This window comes from Acinetobacter sp. AS23 (genome assembly GCF_023612055.1).
GTDB lineage: Bacteria > Pseudomonadota > Gammaproteobacteria > Pseudomonadales > Moraxellaceae > Acinetobacter > Acinetobacter oleivorans.
Genome location: NZ_CP082274.1, coordinates 3,005,708 through 3,025,285, shown reverse-complemented (window position 1 = coordinate 3,025,285; position 19,578 = coordinate 3,005,708). Strand labels below are relative to the sequence as shown.

Sequence of the window (19,578 nt, the reverse complement as noted above, 5' to 3'; positions counted from 1 at the left end):
CTTTAATTTATTTTGTTTAGAAAGGAAGGCGAGTAAGTTGGTCTAAGAAATGCGGAATAACTTTGGGTTCAAGTAAAATTGTTACGATGATTCCGTAAGCCGCACCCCATAAATGAGCACTATGATTAATATGGGTATTACCACGCTTACCAGCCCAAATACTGTATGCCACATATAAAATTGCAAAAATAATAGCGGGTACAGGAATGAAAAATACGAAAATGAGCTTCCACGGCTGGAATAAGATATAAGCAAATAACACTGCTGAAACAGCACCTGAGGCGCCTAGGCTGGCCCAATTCGCATCATTTTTATGCTGTAAATAGCTCGGTAAAATCGCGAAGATTAAGCCACCTAAATAGAACAACACAAAACCCATGTCGTAGAAATATTGGCGATAAAAACTTTCAATAATACTGCCAAAGAAGAACAGGGTAATCATGTTGAAAAGTAGATGTGTTCCATCGGCATGGATGAAGCCATGAGTAATGAAGCGATCAATCTGTCCACGTTGCATTGCAGGCGGCCAAAAAATCAGCCGGTTCATCACATTTTGGTTGCTAAAAGCAATTAAAGAGATAATGACCGTAATAATAATAAGAGTAACTGTATGGTTAAATGGCAAATGCAACATAAGAAATATTTAAAAAATGATCAATACTGGCTCAATAATGCCATTAAAAACTTAAGTTGAAACCCTGTTGTGTATAAATCCGACAAATTTAGTTGATTTTTTTTAAATCCACCTCATCTTCGGTTAATATAAAGGCATCAGCTTGAGGAATATTGTTATGTCGACTGAGAACACCAACACTGCTGTTGCAAAAGAAATTCCAAACCTTTTGATTACACCATCTGCACAAGAGTATTTGCACGATTTATTAACGAAGCAAAATACTCCGGGAATTGGCGTTCGAATTTTTGTTGAGCATCCGGGTACGCCACGTGCAGAATGCTGTATGGCATATAGTGCGCCAGAAGAAGTGATCCCAACAGATTATAAACAGGACTATCCTGATTTTCCTGCGTATATTGATGCACCATCTATTCCATATCTTTTAGATGCTGTAATCGATTACAACAAGGACCGTTTTGGTGGTCAGCTCACTTTCCGTGCACCAAATTCTAAGGTTCCACGTGTTGGTCCAGATGCATCAATTGAAGAACGTATTACTTACATTCTTCAAGCAGAAATTAACCCAGGCCTTGCAGGGCATGGCGGAAATTGTAGCTTGGTAGAAGTACAAGATGACCCAGAACATGGTTTAACTGCTGTATTGAAATTTGGTGGTGGTTGCCAAGGTTGTTCTGCAATTGACGTTACCTTGAAACAGGGCGTTGAAACTACTTTAAAAGAGCAGATTCCTGAGCTCCAACGTGTGGTTGACCAAACTGACCATACGCAAGCAGAAGGTGCTTATTTCAAATAATTAAATTATTCGAAAAGTGACATAAAAAAGCCTCGCAATGAGGTTTTTTTATTATTCAATATAAATAATGATAATTATTATCAATATCATTTGTAATTTTATTTAGATTTGTTACAATGCCGAACTTAAAATGAGAGATGTTTAATAAATCAATATATTGGGAATACTTATGTCGAAGCGTATTATCCAGTCAGTGCTTTCTGTTTCAGTACTGGCAAGTATGATGTCTATGGCTTATGCTGCACAAAATGAGCAAGAACAAGCTGAACAAGCATTAGAAAAGCCTGCTGAACCTGTGAAATTGGAAACAATTTTTGTAACTGCTGAAGAGCAAGTGAAGCAATCGCTCGGTGTGTCGGTTATTACCAAAGAAGATTTAGAAAAACTACCAGTTCGTAATGATATTTCTGACTATGTACGCCGTATGCCGGGTGTTAATTTAACAGGCAATAGTGCAACGGGGCAGCGTGGTAATAATAGACAAATTGATATTCGTGGAATGGGGCCTGAAAACACGCTCATTTTAGTGGATGGAAAACCAATTAACTCTCGTAATTCAGTTCGTTATGGCTGGAAAGGAGAGCGTGATACACGAGGTGATTCAAACTGGGTTCCAGCAGAAGCAATCGAATCGATTGAAGTTTTACGCGGACCAGCCGCAGCTCGTTATGGTTCGGGTGCAGCAGGTGGTGTGGTTAACATCATTACTAAAAAAGTGACGAATGAAACTCATGGCTCAGTAGAGTTTTATACTTCACAACCCGAAGATTCTAAAGAAGGTGCATCAAATCGTGTTGGCTTTAACGTAAGTGGGCCATTGATTAAAGACGTTTTGTCTTATCGTTTATATGGTAATTACAATAAAACAGAAGCTGACGATGTCGATATTAATAAATCAATAGGCAGTACCGCAGCTGGCCGTGAAGGCGTTAAAAATAAAGATATTTCAGGCCGTTTAGCTTGGCAGGCAACAGATCAACAAACTGTCTTACTTGATGTCTCTTCTAGCAAACAAGGTAATATTTATTCTGGTGACTCTCAGTTAAATGCAAATGCTGAAGCGGATGCGATTCTTTCGGAACTTATTGGTAAAGAAACCAATACAATGTACCGCGATAGTTATGCATTAACGCATGAAGGGGATTGGTCTTGGGGTAAAAGCAAGTTAGTTGCCCAATATGATAAAACTCACAATAAACGTCTTCCTGAAGGTCTGGGCGGCAGCACAGAAGGAAAAATTAATAATCTGGATGACAAAGCCACTTCACGCTTAGAAACTCTTCGGTTAAATGGTGAAGCCAATATTCCTTTTGAATATTATGTACCACACGTATTAACACTCGGTACTGAATGGGTTGAAGACAGATTTAAAGATAATATTTCGACAAATCAGGGAGCAGACAGCAGCGGTTCAGGTTACGGCGATCAATTAGCTAAAGGCAATCGCAGTAAAATGGAATCACGTATTGCTTCTGCATATATCGAAGATAACTTAAAACTTACCGACAGCACCGATGCCGTAATAGGTTTGCGTTTCGATGATCACAGCAAATCTGGTTCTAACTGGAGCCCAAGCTTAAACATTACTCAAAGACTCAATGATTATTTCACTTTAAAAGGTGGGGTAGCAAAAGCGTATAAAGCACCAAACATGTATCAAAATGCCGAAGGATACTTACTCAGTACGAACGGCAATGGTTGCCCGGCCAATATTGAGTCACGTTGCTTGTTGCAAGGTAATGGGGATTTAAAACCAGAAACTTCGGTAAACAAAGAGTTAGGCATTCAGTTCCAAAAAGATATCGTAAATGCGAGCTTAACTTGGTTCCGCAATGACTATAAAGATAAGATTGTGGCTGGTACAAATGTTGTTGGAACAGTTGATGGTTCAAGTACCAATGCAAATACAGGAGCTGTGACCAATACCAAGTGGAATATCTTACGCTGGGAAAATACGCCTAAAGCATTAATTCAAGGTTTTGAAGGAAGTTTGGGGTTAGACTTTGGTGATATTCGTTGGACCAATAATTTTACTTACATGATGGACTCGAAAGATAAGCAAACGGGTAACCCATTATCTTTAGTTCCAAACTATACGATTAACTCAATTTTTGATTACGACATTACAGATCAGTTAGATGTGAATTTTGTATTCACTCAATATGGCCGTCAAAAATCTCGCCAGTTTGCTGAAAATAGACTCGAATCGGGCATTGGTTCAGGTGGAACAAATTCTGCGATTAAGCCAAGTACTGTAAAAAGCTATAGCACCGCTGGAATTAATGTTGGTTATAAAATTTCAGACAATATTAGTACGCGTGTTGGCGTAAGCAACTTGTTTGATAAACAAATTTTAAGAGACAGTAATTCGATCAGCCAAACTTACAATGAGCCAGGTCGAGCTTATTACGCTTCTTTAAAATATTCTTTCTAATCAAGATAAATAACAAAGGCGCTTTAAGCGCCTTTGTTATTTATAATATTTATTGCTTTTTCAGAATAATAAAATTTCTCTAGGTAAACACGGGCGCGACGTCTTAAATGTCCCGTTGTAACTAATTGCTTTAATACCGGCACAAGTAACTGAGTCAGTTCATGTTGAATTAAACTTTCATTAATATTGAGATCACGCAGTAATAAGTCAAAATTACGTTCCTGATTTCGAACATACCACGTATAAATACCATCATGGACTTGTTGTTTCAGGTAATCAGTTTGACGAATGTGATCCCAAATCTCGTGTCCTAAACCTACAGTTTTTGATAAATCTTGAACTTCTACATAGTTTTTCAAAACAGAAAGTGGCATAGATTTAACTTTATGCCAAACATTTGCCTGAAAATGATAGAGCTTGTCATTGTCAAAATGTTGATTTAAAACGCGCTCACTCATTTGGCTCAGTTTTAAAATATTCTTTTGCAAATAATGATTAATCGTGTCGTCTAAATTTGAATCAGTCACTGTTTCTAGAACAGATTTCCCCATTTTCATAAAACGGCCTACACCCGGCACACGTTTTGACATAGATTCATCTAAGTAATCATGCATTGTTTGTTGAATCAATTGAGTCAAGAGTGCTGAAAACGCAGGATTATTCACAATCGTTTTAATGATTTTTTTACGATGCTCTTCTTTACTTGCAACGTATTGCGCAATTCCATCAATTGTTAAAACAGGAATAACATCTTCAATTGTTGTATTTTCATTGGCTGGATGAATAAGTGCAAAGCGAATATGTTCTGCAATTTGTTCAAGCAGAAAATCAGAAGCAGGAGTTTCTAAAATCTGTTTTTGAATCAGCTGCTGGATTTGTTCAAAGGTCCAGAGGTGTTGTAGTTGCCGACTACCCAACCAATGATAAAATTGCTCAAATTCTTGTTGAATGATTTGTGGCTGAGCAAATTCCTCATCTAAAAAATCAAGATGAGCTTCAATGAGTTTTTCTATAAGCGGTTGGGTAGACATAAGGTCTCACAAGTCCGAAGTTTTATTTAAGGTGTAGTCGTTTTTAAAGACTGATTTGTTTCTACTTTAAGTAAAAACGGTACATATTGTTGAATAACCAGCTGCTCGGCTTCCAATATTGGCATATGGCCGACATTCTCTAAAATAACTGGAGGCTGGGCATTCTTTAAAAGTCGTTTTAGTTCACTTGCTACTTCAACATTAATAATCTTATCTTGCTTGCCCCATAAAATCAGTGTTGGTGCATCGATTGTCTTGGTAAGAACTGCAAATGAATCTGGCGTGTAGACTTTATTGAGTGCAATAAGCTGATCAACCAGTTTTTGCGTTTGAGGCGCCTGATTAATCATGAGCTTTTCTTGAGCTTGAAGGAACTCTTTAGGAATAAATGGAGGATTAAACATGGTTTGCTTTAACAAATAGTTAAAGTCACCTTTTTTAGATACTAAAAGTTGTTTTAAGTAGGCGGGATCTTTTAGATAAATTGTATTTGCAGAACGGAAAATACCGCCACTATCAACCAAGAATAGACTTTTGGTTTCAAATGGATATTGTCCAGCATAAAGTAGGGCAATCGAACCACCAAGTGAGTGGCCAGCAATGTGAATTGGACCTTTTAAATTTGCAGCTTCAACAAACCGACGTAACTTTTCGGCAAGATTGGGTACTGAGTAGTCGAAATCCTGTGCAACTATGGTTTCACCACTACCCGGTAAGTCCGGAATAATAACGTGGTAATTTGCTGTGAGATAACGTGCAACTCGGTTCCAGTTATCACGACTCCCTCCTAATCCATGAATAAGAAGCAATGTCGGTTTAGCCGTAGAACCACCTTCACTATATGACCATGTCACCTCGCCAACTTTTAAACTTTTACTTTGTAAACCTGCCCAACTGCGCTCTTGCTGTAAAATATTCTGAAAGTTTATATCCATCGTATCAGCTGCTTGCGTCTGAAAAACACCTGTTATTGTTGTAAGGCTACAAGCCAAGGCAAGTGCCATAGCTGTTTTCTTTATGGTTGTTTTGGTTGATACAAACAGCGTCGTCATAAGATTTCATCCTTGAGGCATAAGCGAGTTTGAAAATTATTGAAAAACTTTGCCAATGAGTCATTTGCCAAATGATCAAAAGGAGAAAAATTATAGTCAATCCGAGAACCAAAGTATGTCTATTTTTTCGCTAAACAGTAAGGAATTTGCGATCAACATTACATTCAAATAGAGATCGTATTTTTAAATTTTTTCATGGGAAATGATTTAATTTTTTGTCAGTGACATTCAAATTTTGACACATTAAAATGATTTCCAACCTTGAAAAAACAATGGAAATATAAAATGCCTACCGCGCAAGAAGTTTTAGATCGTCTGAAAGCTGGTAATCAACGATTTGTAAATGGAAATAGTTCCCTTGCAAAAACCTTATCGCATCATGAACGCGCTGAAATGGCAAAGGATCAAAATCCGTTTGCGATTGTATTAGGTTGTTCAGATTCACGTGTTCCAGCAGAAATGGTATTTGATCAAGGTCTTGGTGACTTATTCGTAATCCGTGTTGCTGGTAATGTGGTTGCTCCTTCACAAGTCGGTAGTGTTGAGTTCGCGGCAGAACGCTATGACTGTCCAGTTGTTGTTGTATTAGGACATAGTCATTGTGGCGCTATTCAGGCGACAATTGATACGTTAATGAATCCTGATCACCCGCCATCATCTAACTTAATGTCGATTGTGAACCGTGTTCGTCCATCAGTTGAAATTTTAATGCAGACTGATTTAAAAAATGATTTGAAAAAACTTTCATGTCATGCGGTACGTTCAAACGTTTTTGCTTCGGTAAATCAATTACGTCATGGTTCGGCTGTATTGGAGAGCCTGATTGCGAAAGGTGAGTTGATTGTTGTTGGTGCAGAATATTCGCTAGAAACTGGTGAAGTAACCTTTTTTGATTTCTGATTATATTAAAAATAATGCTTAAAGATAAAAGGTGCCTACAGGGCACCTTTTATATATGGATAAGCTAAATTAAGTAATTTTGACTGTGCTTGAGCATTGGGATGAATCAAGTCATTTTGCATAAGCTGTTTTTGACCTGCGACTCCATCAAGAAAAAACGGTAGCAATTTCACCTGATATTTTTGGCTGACAACTTTATAGTTATTTTCAAAAGCTTTGCTATACGTAGCCCCATAATTTGGCGGAATTTTCATGCCAAAAAGAATAACTTGGGCTTTTTGTTTCTGACTTAACTGAATGAGCTGATCCAGATTTTTTTGAATCATTTGAGGTGGTTGACCACGTAAGCCATCATTTCCACCTAATTCAATCACGACCACATTTGGCTTATAAGTCTGTAATAGCTTAGGTAATCGGGCTAAAGCTCCGCTGGTTGTTTCTCCACTAACACTTGCATTGACCACTTTGTGTTGTTTGGGATACTGTTGGTCTAAGCGTTTTTGCAGTAATTGTACCCAACCTTGTTTGGGATCAATTCCGTAACCGGCACTAATACTATCTCCTAAAATTAAAATAGTTTTCGCCGATACAAGCATAGGCAGCATACTTAATGAGATGAGCATGATGCTTTTAGAACCAATCAAAAAAGATTTATACATTTGTACTTCGACCCTGATTCTGAATACATAGGACTTTTTACATCATGCCACAACCCATCATTGCTGCCCATCAAGTTACACAAACTATTCAGATTAACCAAAATCAGTTTACGATTTTAAAAGATATCGATTTAGAAATTTTTGAAGGGGAGCAGGTGGCAATTACTGGGCGTTCTGGCTCAGGTAAATCAACATTGTTGGGAATTTTGGCAACTTTAGATCAACCATCTGAAGGTGAAGTTTGGTTGTGTGGTCAAGCTGTTCATCAGCTCACAGAGGAGCAACGTGCCCAAATCAGAATGCAGCATATTGGTTTCGTATTTCAGTCTTTTCAACTTTTACCTCAGTTGAGTGCGCTCGAAAATGTGATGTTACCTTTACGATTACGTAAAGATTTTGATTATAAAACCGCCGAGAAAAAAGCTTTAGATTGGTTGCATCGGGTAGGTCTTAGTCGTCAAGTTGAACAAACACCTAAAGTCTTATCTGGAGGGGAGCAACAACGTGTGGCGATCGCACGAGCTCTTATTGCAGAACCACAGATTATTTTTGCGGATGAACCGACAGGAAACTTAGATGGTCAGACAGCACAAGAAATTGAAAGCTTGCTCTTTGATTTAAATCGAGAGTTAGGTACGACTCTGATCTTAGTGACTCATGATCGTAATTTAGCAGCCCTTTGTCAGCGTCATGTTGAGTTAGATGACGGCCGACTAAAGACAGTACAGGGTGGTTAAATTATGCGTAATCTTCTAAAACCACTTTTGCTACAAAGTTTTCGTACGGGTGGATTATATCTACTCATTATTGCTTTATCGCTTGCGATTAGTGCAACCACAGCCCTGAAATTTAGTAATGACCAAGTTAAAAATGCAGTCAGTCTGCAAGCCTCGCAAATGCTGGGTGCAGATTTAGTTCTGTCGAATAACGAGCCTATCGAACAGCCGTGGAAACAAAGAGCAGAGCAGCTTGGTTTAAAGCAAACCAATGTCACTCTATTTAGTTCTATGGCTCATACACAAGATCAGTTTGTCATGGTCAATGTAAAAGCAATAGAACCTGCATTTCCACTCAGAGGACAGCTTGAAATTGCGCCAAAAACTCAAGTAATTCAATCTGGTGAGGTCTGGCTAAGTCAAAGAGCAGCGGACTTATTAAAAGTAAAAAGGGGAGATATTGTTTCTATTGCTGACGGTACCTTCCGTTTTAGCGGCGTAATTGTGCGTGATTCAAATCAAGAGCTCGGTTTTTCAGGCTTTTCACCTACTGTGATTATTCATCAAGCTGATATTGCTAAAACGCATGCAATTCAAACGGGCAGTAGAATCGATTATCGACTCTTAATGGCTGGTAGCGCTGAACAAGTTCAGACATTTTCAAAGCAATTTAAGCAACAGCATCAACCTTCTAAAGAAGCAGATGAAGCGGCGGGTCTACGTTTGCGTGATGCGAGTGAATCAAATAGTCGGTTATTACGCCCGCTTGAAAACCTAGATACCTTTTTGCAATTAGCCAATATTTTAACGATTTTGTTGTGTGGGATTGCCATCGCTTTAACGAGTCAAAGATATGTTCAGCAAAACCAAGATCATATTGCACTTCTCAGATGCTTAGGAGCCAGTAAGTTTCAAATTTTATGGGCCTATATTGGATTGCTTTGTATTGTCAGTGCGATTTCAATTGTGATGGGCAGCCTATTAGGTTTAGTCATGGGGTATGGACTGCTGCAACTTATGCTGCAATTGATTCCTCAATTAGAGTTAAGTTTTTCGCTAATACCACTTTTACTTGGTCCTTTACCAATCGCTATTTTTACGAGTGTGATTGTGCTGCTCGGTTTTATTTTGCCAAGCATTTGGGAGCTTTTAAATACACCTCCAATTCGGGTGATTCGCGAAGAAGCCAAATCTCGAAAATCATTATTCTTTATGTTTTTTGCTGGCATTAGCAGCCTGATTGTTTTTAGTTTGATGTTGAGTGAAAACTTGATGCTCAGCATTATGGTTTTGGCTGCGATTATCGTACTTTGTATTTTGTTGTATACCGTTGTTTGGCTCGTGCTTCGTAGTTTAAAAAAGATGAAAAATCGTTTGTCTTTTTATATTCGTTCACCCTCACAAAGTGCCTTACAAATTACTGCACTGGCTTTAGGCTTAAGCCTCATTACTGTATTAAGCGTATTAAGAACAGATTTATTACAGCGTTGGCAGCAACAGCTTCCTGAAGGAACCCCGAATCAATTTGTATATGGTTTACCTCCTTTCGATTTAAAACCTTTTGAGCAGCAATTAAAGCTACATGGTTGGCAAAGCACGCCGCTATATCCAAATATCCGAGGTCGACTGGTAGCAAAGAATGATGTGCCTTTTTCAGAAGAGGCCATAAAACAAAATAACTCTTTGCGCCGTGAATTGAATTTAACCCAATCAAATCAATTGCCGAATGACAATGCAATTACAAAAGGACAAGCTCAGTTTAATGGAGTGGGGCAAGTTTCAGTCGAAAGTAAAACTGCCGAAAGTTTAGGAATCCAAATTGGAGACAAGCTGACCTTTAGCCTGCCCGAAGGTACATTACAAGCCAAAGTGGTGAATTTCCGGAGCGTAGAGTGGGAAAGCTTTAGCCCTAACTTTTTCTTTATTTTTTCACCTAAAACCTTAGATGAAAATGCTGGAAGTTATTTAGGGAGTTTTTATGTACCTAAGCAAGATCAACCTAAAATGATCAATATTATTCAGCAGTTCTCAAATACAGTTTTTATTGATGTTGATCGAATTTTAGATGAAGTAAAACGCTTAATGAATGTCTTGGTCAAAATAGTGACTGTACTGGCAGCGTTGGTCGGTTTTTCAGGCGTATTGGTACTGATTGCATGTTTAAACCTATTAATGGACGAGCGACGCCGTGAGGTTGCTTTACTACGCTCATTTGGTTTATCTAAAAATAAAATGAAGCAAATGCTCAGTTTTGAGATTGGGTTTCTTGGTCTGTTAGCAGGCATAGTTGCCTGCTGTTTTGCGGAAGTGATTAGTGCGATTGCTAGTTATAAAATGAATATGGCAATACAGTGGCATTTTGAAATATGGCTGATTTTACCTCTTGGCATGATGCTCATTTGTGCATTGATTGGTCGTTATCGACTCGGTTATCTTTGCAACTTACCACCTTTACAAAGCTTGAGAGAATTAAATCAGCTTTAACTTAAGGAATAATGCCAGGATTTTGGATGATGATTTCATGCCATAGCGGAAGTAAAGGTGAGTTGAGTTGTACACAGTACATATAAAAACCACCCGTAATGATTACTGCGCCTAATAAGCCTAAAATCTTGAGCACACTTTTAAACTTACTGACGTAGCTTAAGTACCACATCAGTGCAAGAAATGCCCCAATAACCATGCCGCCAATATGTGCGGCATTATTAATACCAGTTGCGACAAAACCAAAAATAAGGTTGATTGCCATAATCATTAATAATGCTTTTTTATCGAGTATGTAGGCTTGATGCGGAAGTGGTGGAAATAAGGAAAGGACTGTTAACGCAGCACCTAATCCCATTACGGCGCCTGAAGCACCTGCACTGACATGGGGAAGTAAGCTCTGGTCAAAATGTTGCAGCAACTCATGTCCATTTTGAATAGTCATATAACTACTTAAAAGACTACCGAATAAACCAGCAAGTAAATACATGCCTATAAAATAGAAGCGACCAAATAGTGACTCGGCAACATTTCCGAAAATATATAAGGCCCACATGTTAAGCATGAGATGGACTAAACCAAAATGAAAAAACATGCTGGTAAATAGGCGTTCAGGCTGCCCAGAAAAAGTAAGTGGTGTAAAATCAGCTCCCCAATGAATAGCATCTTTCATGGCTGGGTCACTAATATCGACGCCAGATAGAATTTGCCAGACAAACAAACCTACATTGATTGCGATAAGCAAGGCGGTCAGCCACCAAGTTTGTACATTGAGTTTACGATTAATGTGCGGAGGCTGATATTGAGTCATGCTATGCTTTTGTTATATATGAACATGCTTTACAGCTTAACATGAAAAAAGTTGAATACAGGAGATCAGGACGAACATGAAAGCTTTTATTGTTCGCGTGTTGTTAATTTTTATTGGGGTGATTCTCCTTATTCAACTTTGGATTTTTTCGAGTTTGGTCTGGTGGCGGACACATGAAGTGGATACGACCATGTTCATGCGAATTGATTATTGGTCTGATACATCAGAGCCAATTGTCCATCAGTGGCTGGACTATGATGATATTAGCGATAATTTTAAACATGCGATTTTAGCGGGCGAAGACGCAAAATTTATTCATCATCATGGCTTTGACTGGCAAGGTATCCGTTTTGCCCTTGAGCGAAATAATGAAGAGGGTGAAGTAGTTGCGGGTGGTTCTACCGTGTCTCAACAGCTTGCAAAGAACTTGTTTTTATACAACAAACGTTCATTTATTCGTAAGGGCCAAGAAACGGTCGCGACTTGGATGATGGAGCGGATGTGGTCAAAACGCCGAATTCTTGAGGTGTATATGAACTCGGTTGAATTCGGCAAAAATTTGTATGGTGTTGAAGCAGCCGCTCATCATTATTATGGTAAAAGTGCTAAAAGCTTAACGCGTGAACAAGCCGCATTCTTAGCTGCATTATTGCCTGATCCGAAATATTATCAAGATCACCGTAACGATCATAAACTACAATATAGAAAACGCGTTATTTTACGTTATATGAATAGCACCCAGATTCCTGAATAAAGCTGTTTTAAAGATGTGTAAATTTTTTAGTTTTTACCAAATTGTCATATTTTTGCAGCATACTGGTTTATAGAGATTTTGGCTGGATAGAGAATAGAGTTAGACATGAATACAGCGATTACAGCAACAACGACCCCAATAGAATACAGTTATAATGACCGTTATATAAATCGTGAATTGTCTATTCTTGACTTCCATTTGCGTGTATTGGAGCAAGCGGTAGACCCTTTACATCCATTACTTGAACGAATGAATTTCTTGCTCATTTTTTCGCGTAATCTCGATGAGTTCTTTGAAATTCGTGTTGCGGGAGTGATGGAACAATTCTCTCTGGGCAATGAAAGTCGTAGCCCTGATGGTCTTACCCCAAGACAGGTTTTACAAAAAATCTCTGAAACTGCTCATGCTGCGATTGAGCGTCAATATCGAATTTTAAATGAGGAAATCTTACCTAAACTACGTGAAGAAGATATTTGTTTCCTACGTCGTGGTGAGTTAACTCCAGCTCAATCTGCTTGGGTGAAAAAATATTTTCAAGAACAAGTTGCACCTGTATTAACCCCAATTAGTCTAGATCCAGCACACCCGTTCCCTCGACTTGTTAATAAAAGCTTGAACTTCATTATTACGCTTGAAGGTAAAGATGCTTTTGGTCGTCAAATCGATTTGGCTGTTGTACCTGCGCCACGTTCATTACCACGCGTTGTACGCCTACCAGACGAATTAACAGGTGGTAAAGAACATCATGTAATGTTATCGGCAATTATCCATGAACATGTGTCTGATTTATTCCCAGGAATGACAGCAACTGGGTGTTATCAATTCCGTGTGACACGTAATGCAGACTTAGCCCTGAATGAAGATGTTGAAGACTTAGCTAAAGCATTAAAAGGTGAATTAAGTTCTCGACGTTTTGGGCGTGCAGTTCGCTTGGAAGTAACCCATAACTGCCCACAGCATATTTATGAGTACTTACTGGAAGAGTTCGATTTAACTGATGAGCAATTATATAAAGTTGATGGCCCAGTAAATTTAGCTCGTCTGGTTTCAAACTTTAAACGTCCTCATTTGCGTTATGACTCGCATACGCCAGTTGTGCCTAAAGTGTTTAAAAAGACCGAGAGTATTTTCTCGGCAATGCAGAAGCAAGATATTTTACTGCATCATCCGTTCGAATCTTTTGCTCCTGTAATTCAGTTACTTCGCGAAGCTGCTCGCGATCCGCAAGTATTAGCAATTAAGCAGACGTTATATCGTAGTGGTGCTGATTCTGAGATTGTGCAAATTTTGGCAGAAGCGGCGCGTAATGGAAAGGAAGTCATTGCCGTTATTGAATTACGTGCTCGCTTTGATGAAGAATCAAATATTGAAGTAGCAAACGTTTTACAAGAAGCTGGAGCAGTCGTTGTTTACGGTATTGTAGGTTATAAAACCCACGCCAAAATGATTATGGTCGTGCGCCGTGAAAATAATAAATTGGTGCGTTACGTTCATTTAGGAACGGGTAACTACCATGCGATGAATGCCCGAATTTATACCGATTATGGTCTCATGACCACAGATAAAGATCTGTGTGAAGACGTACACCGTATATTCCAAGAGTTGACCGGCATGGGCAAAATGGCGAAATTGAAAAAGCTATTACATGCACCGTTTACCCTACATGCTCAGCTTATTAACTTTATTGATGAAGAAATTGCCAATGCTAAAGCAGGCCGTAAAGCTCAGATCATTGTTAAAGTAAATGCATTAACCGAAGTCCAGTTAATCAATAAATTGTATGAAGCTTCTCAGGCGGGTGTTCAAATTGACCTGATTATCCGTTCGATTTGCTGCTTACGTCCAGGTTTGCCGAACCTGTCGGAGAATATTCGAGTGCGTTCAATTGTAGGGCGTTTCCTTGAGCATACTCGTGTTTATTACTTCAGTAATAATGGCGATGCACGTATTTACTGTTCAAGTGCAGACTGGATGGACCGTAATTTATTTAATCGTGTTGAAGCGTGTTTCCCTGTTGAAGACCCTGCATTGAAAAAACGTATTTATCAACAAGGTTTGGTAAATTACTTACAAGATAATCAACAGGCATGGCTGCTACAAGGGGATGGTACTTGGATTCGTGCTGAGCCAGCAGAGGGTGAAAAATTGCATAATGCTCAAAGGGCATTATTGGAAATCATTAAATAATGAACTTTCAAGACTAAATAAAAGCCGACATTTTGTCGGCTTTTTTAATTGACTGAAATTCAAAGTAATTTAGTTAGTTTTTCTAAATGGTTGCTGGATAAACGATAATAATTTGAAGCACTGCAATATGTTTTGAAAATATGTGATTTTTTACATAAAACATTGAATTTTAAAAATATACAAATCACGAGAAATCTACTTTAATACGCCGCATTAAATATACTTAACTTTGGTAAATGAATAAGATGCAATGCTTTATTAGAAGTTTACTTATTAAAATACTTTTGGGGATAATACCAGTGACCGCTTACGCAGATCAGAAGTGTTATGGAGATATCATCGTCTTTCAAAGATTTGATGATCAAGCGATATATCCTTATTTTGTAAATCCTTCTAATGATAAAGCTAACAAAAGTGGAGAGAAAAATAAAAAAATAATCATCCAAAAGAGAAAACCAAAACAAGATGAGTTTTTAACCCAAAAGAAAGTTGAAGATGTCCACACCAAGAAAGTAGAAGAAAAGAAAAATTATGACAGTAAAAAGCAACTTGATGCAGCTGTCGCTAAAGAAATCTTGGAAAATGGTGAAAAGAAATGGATGGTACAAGTTGCGCTAGCATCTAATCAAAATAAGGCAAATACGGTTCAGTCTCAATTAGAAGCAAAAGGGTACAAGGTTGTAACCAGTGCAACGACTAAAGGCATACGGGTCATGGTAGACCCTGCAAATGACTATGCCATTGCACAAATTATTAGAGAAAAAATTATTGCTGATAATAGTTTGAATATGCCATCTGCTTGGGTGTTTAAGTGGGCATCCTTAACGCCGCAATAAAATAAAAAGGAGTCCGAAGACTCCTTTTTTTTATTCATGTATTCTTGTCGTGATTTTCTGCATAATTTGCAGTAATACATCGAACTCACTTTGCAATGGTGTACTTTTACGAGTCACTAAAGCTAAAGTACGGCTCGGAGCATCTTCAATTGGTTTTGCAGTAATCTGATCATTAAACTTGATCATACTATTTTCAATTGCAATTTCTGGTAAAAGCGTAAAGCCTAAATCAGAAGAAACCATTTCAACTAACGTTGGTAAAGAACTTGCTTTTAAACGGTTGTCGTTTTTACGCTCACCGATAGGGCATGCACTTAAAACGTGGTCACGTAAACAGTGACCTTCTTCAAGCAAAATTAATCTTGATAAATCAAGATCATCTAGAGAGTTTGCTTGAAGAGCATTTGTATCTTGTTTACTACATACAAGGTACAAATTTTCTTTCGAAATTTCAGCGACTTTTAGGCCTCTAGTGTCAAACGGTAGAGCAAGAACGATCATGTCTAGATTACCGTGTTCTAAACGCTCTACAATTTTTTCACTTTGTGCTTCATGCAAATGCAGCTGAATTTTAGGCAACTGCTGATGCACTTCATCAAGTAACCGTGTCAGGATAAAAGGTGCAATTGTTGGAATAACACCCAAATGCAAATCACCCGTTAACGGCTCACTCATTTCACGGCTCAAACGCATTAAATCTTGAGCATCTGCTAGTAGTACACGGGCGCGAGCAACGACTTGTTCACCTAAAGGTGTTAAACGCACATTCTGGCGATCACGTTCTACCAAAACGCCACCTAATAACCGTTCAAGCTCCATGATGCCGCCTGATAAAGTCGATTGAGTGACAAAAGAGCGGCGTGCTGCTTCAGTAAAATGCAAAGTTTCCGACAACGTAACTAAATATGATAGCTGTCTTAATGAGGGTAATGCAGCCATAGTGTCCTAGTCTGATGATTTAAAATGATGCGCAAATAAACCGCTAAGCTGTGGAATAAAATGTGCAGGGATATCATGCCCCATTCCATCAATTAATTCAAACTTAGCACCGGAAATTGCTTTTGCTACAGCCTTACCGTGGCTAGGCGGAAGTAAGCGATCGCGAGAGCCATGTAGGACTAAAGCGGGTTGCTTAATTTCACGGTCGAGTTGTAGTAAAGAGCCTGTACATAATATTGCTAAAAACTGTTGAAGTACACCAGCAGGATAGTAGCTACGTTGATAAAGCTTACGCGCTGTTTGTATTGCTTCAATCTGGTTGATATAACCAGGTGAACCAATCAATTGAAATAGTTTTAAACTATGATTAACAATACCTTCTTCGTCACGTGTCTCGGGTTTACCAATTAAACTCAAAAGTTGTTTCGGAAAAGGAGGTGGTAGAAAAGGCTGGTTATTGCTTGTAAACATAAGCCCTAACTTCTCAACCTTTTCTGGATATTTTGCTGCAAGAATTTGAGCAATCATCCCACCCATTGATGCACCAATTACATGCGCTTTGTTCACGCCTAAACGATCAATCAGCATCGATACATCATCTGCCATATCATGCAGCGTATAAGGTGCACCCTGATTAGCGAGTCCAAGTGCAAAGCGGCCCATCAATTTGACAGTATTTAAGCGTTTACCTTCGTGACGTACTTTTGAAGAAAGGCCAATATCACGGTTATCAAAACGAATAACACGAAATCCTTGATCAATCAGCGATTTACAGAAAAAATCTGGCCAAAAAAGCATTTGGGCGCCAAGACCCATAATCAGCAAAATGGTTGGATGTTCTGGCTTTCCACCGACTTCTACATGTAACTCAATTCCATTGCCTAAGTTGACTTTGGTTTCTTGCATGAAAGATGTATACGGTGAAATGTTAAACTGTAAGGCGCTATTCATGTTATTCATTCCTTAAAGGAATACTCTCTAACTGAGTATTCCTGATACAAACCTTATGCTTGGGCTGGAATAAGATCTGGAACAAGCTTTGTTAAAGTTAAGCGTTGTTTACCTGCAGTTGCACCTAACAATACAAAACCACGCAATGTTCCTTCATTGTCAATTGCTTTGGCAAGCATACCATCGTCGAACTCTTCTGTTTCCCAGTTCACTTCTACATCAACCGGAGCTGGCAAAACTGTAAGTGGAGCAGCTGGTGTTTTTACTGCAACTGGCATAGCAGGGTAGTGCACAGCAGTTTGTTGTCCACTGAGTGTTTTAGCGAGGGCGCGAGCTTGTTGCATAATCGGCATTACATATGGAAGTAAAGTACCGTTTACCTCCGCACAATCCCCAATTGCGTAGATGTCTGCTTGATTTGTTTCTAGTAAGCCATTGGTAATAATTCCACGGCTTGTTTGAATATCTGCACTTTTAGCAAGTGAAATATTTGGCTGTAAACCAATCGCAGAAAGAACAAGGTCCGCAACCAATGTTTGTCCGTTTGCGAGTGTTATCGCATAGTCTTCGCCATTATTAATTTTACTTACTTTTTCAACCGTGGTTCCAAGTGCAAATTTTACTCCAGCTTCCTCAAGATTTTGCTGGAAAGCAGAAGCAATATGTCCTGGAAGTAAACGGCCTAATGGTTGAGGAGCTAAATCAATCACAGTGATGTCATATTCACTATGCAGTAAGTCGTTGGCAAATTCACAACCAATTAAACCAGCACCTAAAATAACAACACGTTTATCTTTACGCTGAGCTAGATTTTCACGGAAAGCACGGTAATCAATCAATGAGTTCACGACATGAATGTCATCGCTACCATCACCTGCAATTGCAAGGCGAATTGGGTTAGCACCTACGGCTAAAATCAGTTTTGAATAAGGTTGATTCGACGTTACACCATCTTTTTCTAAAACAAGCTCATGGCGTTCAGCTAAAATCTCTTTTACAAAAGTAAAAGGTTCAATACGCATATTGAGTTGAGTACCCATTTTAGCAGCATCACCTAAAGGAATTTGTTCTGGTGCTTTTTTACCTGCAAATGCATTTGATAATGTTGGCTTTGCATAGTTCACTGCATCATCCGCACAAATCATCACAAGTTCTTGCTCTGGGCTAAGCTTACGGAACTCACGTGCCAAGGTATAACCCGCCATGCCTGATCCGATAATGACGATAGGATGCATTTTTTTCTCCAGAGTTAGAATTATTTATTTAATACGGTGATTGGTAATATTCGTAAAAAAGACCATGTCTATCATGGCCTTCTACTTTACGCTCTTAGATTTCGATCATTTCGAAGTCAGCTTTTGAAACGCCGCAATCAGGGCAAGTCCAGTCATCTGGAATATCTTCCCATTTTGTTCCAGCTGCAATGCCGTCTTGTGGCCAACCTTCCGCTTCGTCATAAATCCATCCACAAACGATACATTGATATTTTTTCATGAGACTCTCCGCACTGATAAGTTTGCTCAAAGCTGCCTTTCAGTAAAACTATTCCATCTATTAATAATGTAACTACGATCCGGTCAATAATAACCAATGTGCCTTTGATCGGATATCAAATTTTTACGCAGTTCTACATTCAAAGTAAAGTAAATAACGGAGTTTAATCATTCGTAAGCAAAGATGAATGGCAGGTTAGGACAAATAAGTGGTTATTTAGGCAAAACTTCGCCATAAACTAATAATAATTAATGCATTCTTACAGTTAATTTTATTTGTGAAAATATCATGAAATAAAGAGTGCCAAATTATTTAAAAAATTCATCTCATATGAAAGCTAAATAACAACAAACTACGATGCTACAGAATGTCATTATTAAAACCGAAAATTAAAATTTGCTGTCATTAAGACGGTATAAATCAGGGAAGTGAAATATGGAAAATTTAGTATATGAAGTGGAAATTGATGCTTCTATAGAAAAAGTGTGGGACATACTTTGGAATAGCGAAACATATAACGCTTGGACGAAATTTTTTGCACCAGATTCCTCAATGCGTACTGACTGGCAAGTAGGTGGAAAAACTTATTTTCTTGATGGCGAAGGAAATGGGATGGTTTCTACAATTGAACAAATGCAAAAACCGGAAATATTGATTTTTAAACATTTAGGAATGATTAAGGAGGGTAAAGAAGATTTAGAAAGTGAAGAAGTTAAAGGCTGGAGTGGTTCTCAAGAAAAATATTTTCTAAACCAAAAAGGTAATATAACCACTTTAAAAGTTGAATTGGCCACTTTACCCGAATATATGGGCATGTTGAAAAGTGGCTTCGTTCAAGGTTTTGATGTGGTTAAAAAAATGGCGGAAGCGAAATAAAGCTTCTTTAAATCACATATAAAC

The 19,578-nt window shown here is 38.4% G+C and carries 19 protein-coding genes; 9 read left to right on the top strand and 10 right to left on the bottom strand.

What is annotated here, in order from left to right; translation table 11 throughout:
* Positions 1–16 precede the first annotated feature (16 nt).
* The gene (locus tag K6I41_RS14335) at positions 17–634 is read right to left on the bottom strand and encodes a rhomboid family intramembrane serine protease (RefSeq protein WP_004793994.1); all 618 of its coding nucleotides are present in this window, start codon (positions 632–634) and stop codon (positions 17–19) included.
* Positions 635–791: 157 nt separating this feature from the next.
* On the opposite strand from K6I41_RS14335, the gene nfuA reads away from it, so the two are divergent.
* Positions 792–1,430 (top strand): Fe-S biogenesis protein NfuA, encoded by a 639-nt coding sequence (nfuA, locus tag K6I41_RS14330; RefSeq protein WP_250374649.1) that lies wholly within the window; start codon positions 792–794, stop codon positions 1,428–1,430.
* A 169-nt stretch (positions 1,431–1,599) separates the two neighbouring features.
* Positions 1,600–3,864, top strand: a complete 2,265-nt coding sequence (locus tag K6I41_RS14325; protein WP_174746255.1) for a TonB-dependent siderophore receptor — start codon at positions 1,600–1,602, stop codon at positions 3,862–3,864.
* Positions 3,865–3,887: 23 nt separating this feature from the next.
* Here K6I41_RS14325 and K6I41_RS14320 read toward each other — a convergent pair whose 3' ends face one another.
* Together K6I41_RS14320 and K6I41_RS14315 are read right to left on the bottom strand one after the other, a co-directional pair.
* Complete coding sequence (locus K6I41_RS14320; protein WP_250374648.1) at positions 3,888–4,895, bottom strand: hypothetical protein; 1,008 nt, start codon at positions 4,893–4,895, stop codon at positions 3,888–3,890.
* A gap of 26 nt (positions 4,896–4,921) precedes the next feature.
* Entirely contained in the window at positions 4,922–5,947 is a 1,026-nt protein-coding gene (locus tag K6I41_RS14315; RefSeq protein ID WP_005303335.1) for an alpha/beta fold hydrolase, read from the bottom strand.
* A gap of 285 nt (positions 5,948–6,232) precedes the next feature.
* Between K6I41_RS14315 and K6I41_RS14310 the strand changes: the two genes are divergently transcribed.
* Positions 6,233–6,847 carry a carbonic anhydrase gene (locus K6I41_RS14310; protein WP_004793989.1) on the top strand — a complete coding sequence of 205 codons (615 nt, stop codon included), beginning with the start codon at positions 6,233–6,235 and terminating at the stop codon, positions 6,845–6,847.
* Between the two features lie 35 nt (positions 6,848–6,882).
* Here K6I41_RS14310 and K6I41_RS14305 read toward each other — a convergent pair whose 3' ends face one another.
* Positions 6,883–7,506, bottom strand: a complete 624-nt coding sequence (locus K6I41_RS14305; RefSeq protein ID WP_250374647.1) for an arylesterase — start codon at positions 7,504–7,506, stop codon at positions 6,883–6,885.
* A 44-nt stretch (positions 7,507–7,550) separates the two neighbouring features.
* Between K6I41_RS14305 and K6I41_RS14300 the strand changes: the two genes are divergently transcribed.
* Positions 7,551–8,243, top strand: a complete 693-nt coding sequence (locus tag K6I41_RS14300; protein ID WP_005303339.1) for an ABC transporter ATP-binding protein — start codon at positions 7,551–7,553, stop codon at positions 8,241–8,243.
* Positions 8,244–8,246: 3 nt separating this feature from the next.
* Positions 8,247–10,706 (top strand): ABC transporter permease, encoded by a 2,460-nt coding sequence (locus K6I41_RS14295; protein WP_250374646.1) that lies wholly within the window; start codon positions 8,247–8,249, stop codon positions 10,704–10,706.
* A 1-nt stretch (position 10,707) separates the two neighbouring features.
* On the opposite strand, the gene K6I41_RS14290 is transcribed toward K6I41_RS14295, so the two are convergent.
* Positions 10,708–11,517: a rhomboid family intramembrane serine protease gene (locus tag K6I41_RS14290; protein ID WP_107881116.1), complete on the bottom strand. Its 810-nt coding sequence runs from the start codon at positions 11,515–11,517 to the stop codon at positions 10,708–10,710.
* Between the two features lie 76 nt (positions 11,518–11,593).
* Between K6I41_RS14290 and mtgA the strand changes: the two genes are divergently transcribed.
* Both mtgA and ppk1 read left to right on the top strand, forming a co-directional pair.
* On the top strand, positions 11,594–12,271 hold the full coding sequence (mtgA, locus tag K6I41_RS14285) for a monofunctional biosynthetic peptidoglycan transglycosylase (protein WP_250374645.1): 678 nt from the start codon (positions 11,594–11,596) through the stop codon (positions 12,269–12,271).
* A 105-nt stretch (positions 12,272–12,376) separates the two neighbouring features.
* The gene (ppk1, locus tag K6I41_RS14280; protein WP_004793981.1) at positions 12,377–14,458 is read left to right on the top strand and encodes a polyphosphate kinase 1; all 2,082 of its coding nucleotides are present in this window, start codon (positions 12,377–12,379) and stop codon (positions 14,456–14,458) included.
* Between the two features lie 59 nt (positions 14,459–14,517).
* Here ppk1 and K6I41_RS14275 read toward each other — a convergent pair whose 3' ends face one another.
* The gene (locus K6I41_RS14275) at positions 14,518–14,646 is read right to left on the bottom strand and encodes a hypothetical protein (RefSeq protein ID WP_081399186.1); all 129 of its coding nucleotides are present in this window, start codon (positions 14,644–14,646) and stop codon (positions 14,518–14,520) included.
* A 57-nt stretch (positions 14,647–14,703) separates the two neighbouring features.
* Between K6I41_RS14275 and K6I41_RS14270 the strand changes: the two genes are divergently transcribed.
* Positions 14,704–15,294, top strand: a complete 591-nt coding sequence (locus tag K6I41_RS14270; RefSeq protein WP_250375791.1) for an SPOR domain-containing protein — start codon at positions 14,704–14,706, stop codon at positions 15,292–15,294.
* 30 nt (positions 15,295–15,324) lie between these two features.
* Here K6I41_RS14270 and oxyR read toward each other — a convergent pair whose 3' ends face one another.
* From oxyR to rubA, 4 genes are all read right to left on the bottom strand, one after another.
* Positions 15,325–16,233, bottom strand: a complete 909-nt coding sequence (gene oxyR, locus K6I41_RS14265; RefSeq protein ID WP_004793979.1) for a LysR family transcriptional regulator OxyR — start codon at positions 16,231–16,233, stop codon at positions 15,325–15,327.
* A gap of 6 nt (positions 16,234–16,239) precedes the next feature.
* The gene (gene estB / locus K6I41_RS14260; RefSeq protein ID WP_005303349.1) at positions 16,240–17,184 is read right to left on the bottom strand and encodes an esterase EstB; all 945 of its coding nucleotides are present in this window, start codon (positions 17,182–17,184) and stop codon (positions 16,240–16,242) included.
* Between the two features lie 53 nt (positions 17,185–17,237).
* Positions 17,238–18,419 carry a rubredoxin reductase RubB gene (rubB, locus tag K6I41_RS14255; RefSeq protein WP_013198616.1) on the bottom strand — a complete coding sequence of 394 codons (1,182 nt, stop codon included), beginning with the start codon at positions 18,417–18,419 and terminating at the stop codon, positions 17,238–17,240.
* 94 nt (positions 18,420–18,513) lie between these two features.
* Positions 18,514–18,678: a rubredoxin RubA gene (gene rubA / locus K6I41_RS14250; protein WP_000760495.1), complete on the bottom strand. Its 165-nt coding sequence runs from the start codon at positions 18,676–18,678 to the stop codon at positions 18,514–18,516.
* A gap of 435 nt (positions 18,679–19,113) precedes the next feature.
* Between rubA and K6I41_RS14245 the strand changes: the two genes are divergently transcribed.
* Complete coding sequence (locus tag K6I41_RS14245; protein WP_250374644.1) at positions 19,114–19,554, top strand: SRPBCC family protein; 441 nt, start codon at positions 19,114–19,116, stop codon at positions 19,552–19,554.
* Positions 19,555–19,578 lie beyond the last annotated feature (24 nt).

Excerpts from the sequence above, each read along its gene's own strand:
- K6I41_RS14335 (WP_004793994.1), bottom strand. The coding sequence starts at position 634 with ATGTTGCATTTGCCATTTAACCATACAGTTACTCTTATTATTATTACG.
- nfuA (WP_250374649.1), top strand. The coding sequence starts at position 792 with ATGTCGACTGAGAACACCAACACTGCTGTTGCAAAAGAAATTCCAAAC.
- K6I41_RS14325 (WP_174746255.1), top strand. The coding sequence starts at position 1,600 with ATGTCGAAGCGTATTATCCAGTCAGTGCTTTCTGTTTCAGTACTGGCA.
- K6I41_RS14320 (WP_250374648.1), bottom strand. The coding sequence starts at position 4,895 with ATGTCTACCCAACCGCTTATAGAAAAACTCATTGAAGCTCATCTTGAT.
- K6I41_RS14315 (WP_005303335.1), bottom strand. The coding sequence starts at position 5,947 with ATGACGACGCTGTTTGTATCAACCAAAACAACCATAAAGAAAACAGCT.
- K6I41_RS14310 (WP_004793989.1), top strand. The coding sequence starts at position 6,233 with ATGCCTACCGCGCAAGAAGTTTTAGATCGTCTGAAAGCTGGTAATCAA.
- K6I41_RS14305 (WP_250374647.1), bottom strand. The coding sequence starts at position 7,506 with ATGTATAAATCTTTTTTGATTGGTTCTAAAAGCATCATGCTCATCTCA.
- K6I41_RS14300 (WP_005303339.1), top strand. The coding sequence starts at position 7,551 with ATGCCACAACCCATCATTGCTGCCCATCAAGTTACACAAACTATTCAG.
- K6I41_RS14295 (WP_250374646.1), top strand. The coding sequence starts at position 8,247 with ATGCGTAATCTTCTAAAACCACTTTTGCTACAAAGTTTTCGTACGGGT.
- K6I41_RS14290 (WP_107881116.1), bottom strand. The coding sequence starts at position 11,517 with ATGACTCAATATCAGCCTCCGCACATTAATCGTAAACTCAATGTACAA.
- mtgA (WP_250374645.1), top strand. The coding sequence starts at position 11,594 with ATGAAAGCTTTTATTGTTCGCGTGTTGTTAATTTTTATTGGGGTGATT.
- ppk1 (WP_004793981.1), top strand. The coding sequence starts at position 12,377 with ATGAATACAGCGATTACAGCAACAACGACCCCAATAGAATACAGTTAT.
- K6I41_RS14270 (WP_250375791.1), top strand. The coding sequence starts at position 14,704 with ATGCAATGCTTTATTAGAAGTTTACTTATTAAAATACTTTTGGGGATA.
- oxyR (WP_004793979.1), bottom strand. The coding sequence starts at position 16,233 with ATGGCTGCATTACCCTCATTAAGACAGCTATCATATTTAGTTACGTTG.
- estB (WP_005303349.1), bottom strand. The coding sequence starts at position 17,184 with ATGAATAGCGCCTTACAGTTTAACATTTCACCGTATACATCTTTCATG.
- rubB (WP_013198616.1), bottom strand. The coding sequence starts at position 18,419 with ATGCATCCTATCGTCATTATCGGATCAGGCATGGCGGGTTATACCTTG.
- rubA (WP_000760495.1), bottom strand. The coding sequence starts at position 18,678 with ATGAAAAAATATCAATGTATCGTTTGTGGATGGATTTATGACGAAGCG.
- K6I41_RS14245 (WP_250374644.1), top strand. The coding sequence starts at position 19,114 with ATGGAAAATTTAGTATATGAAGTGGAAATTGATGCTTCTATAGAAAAA.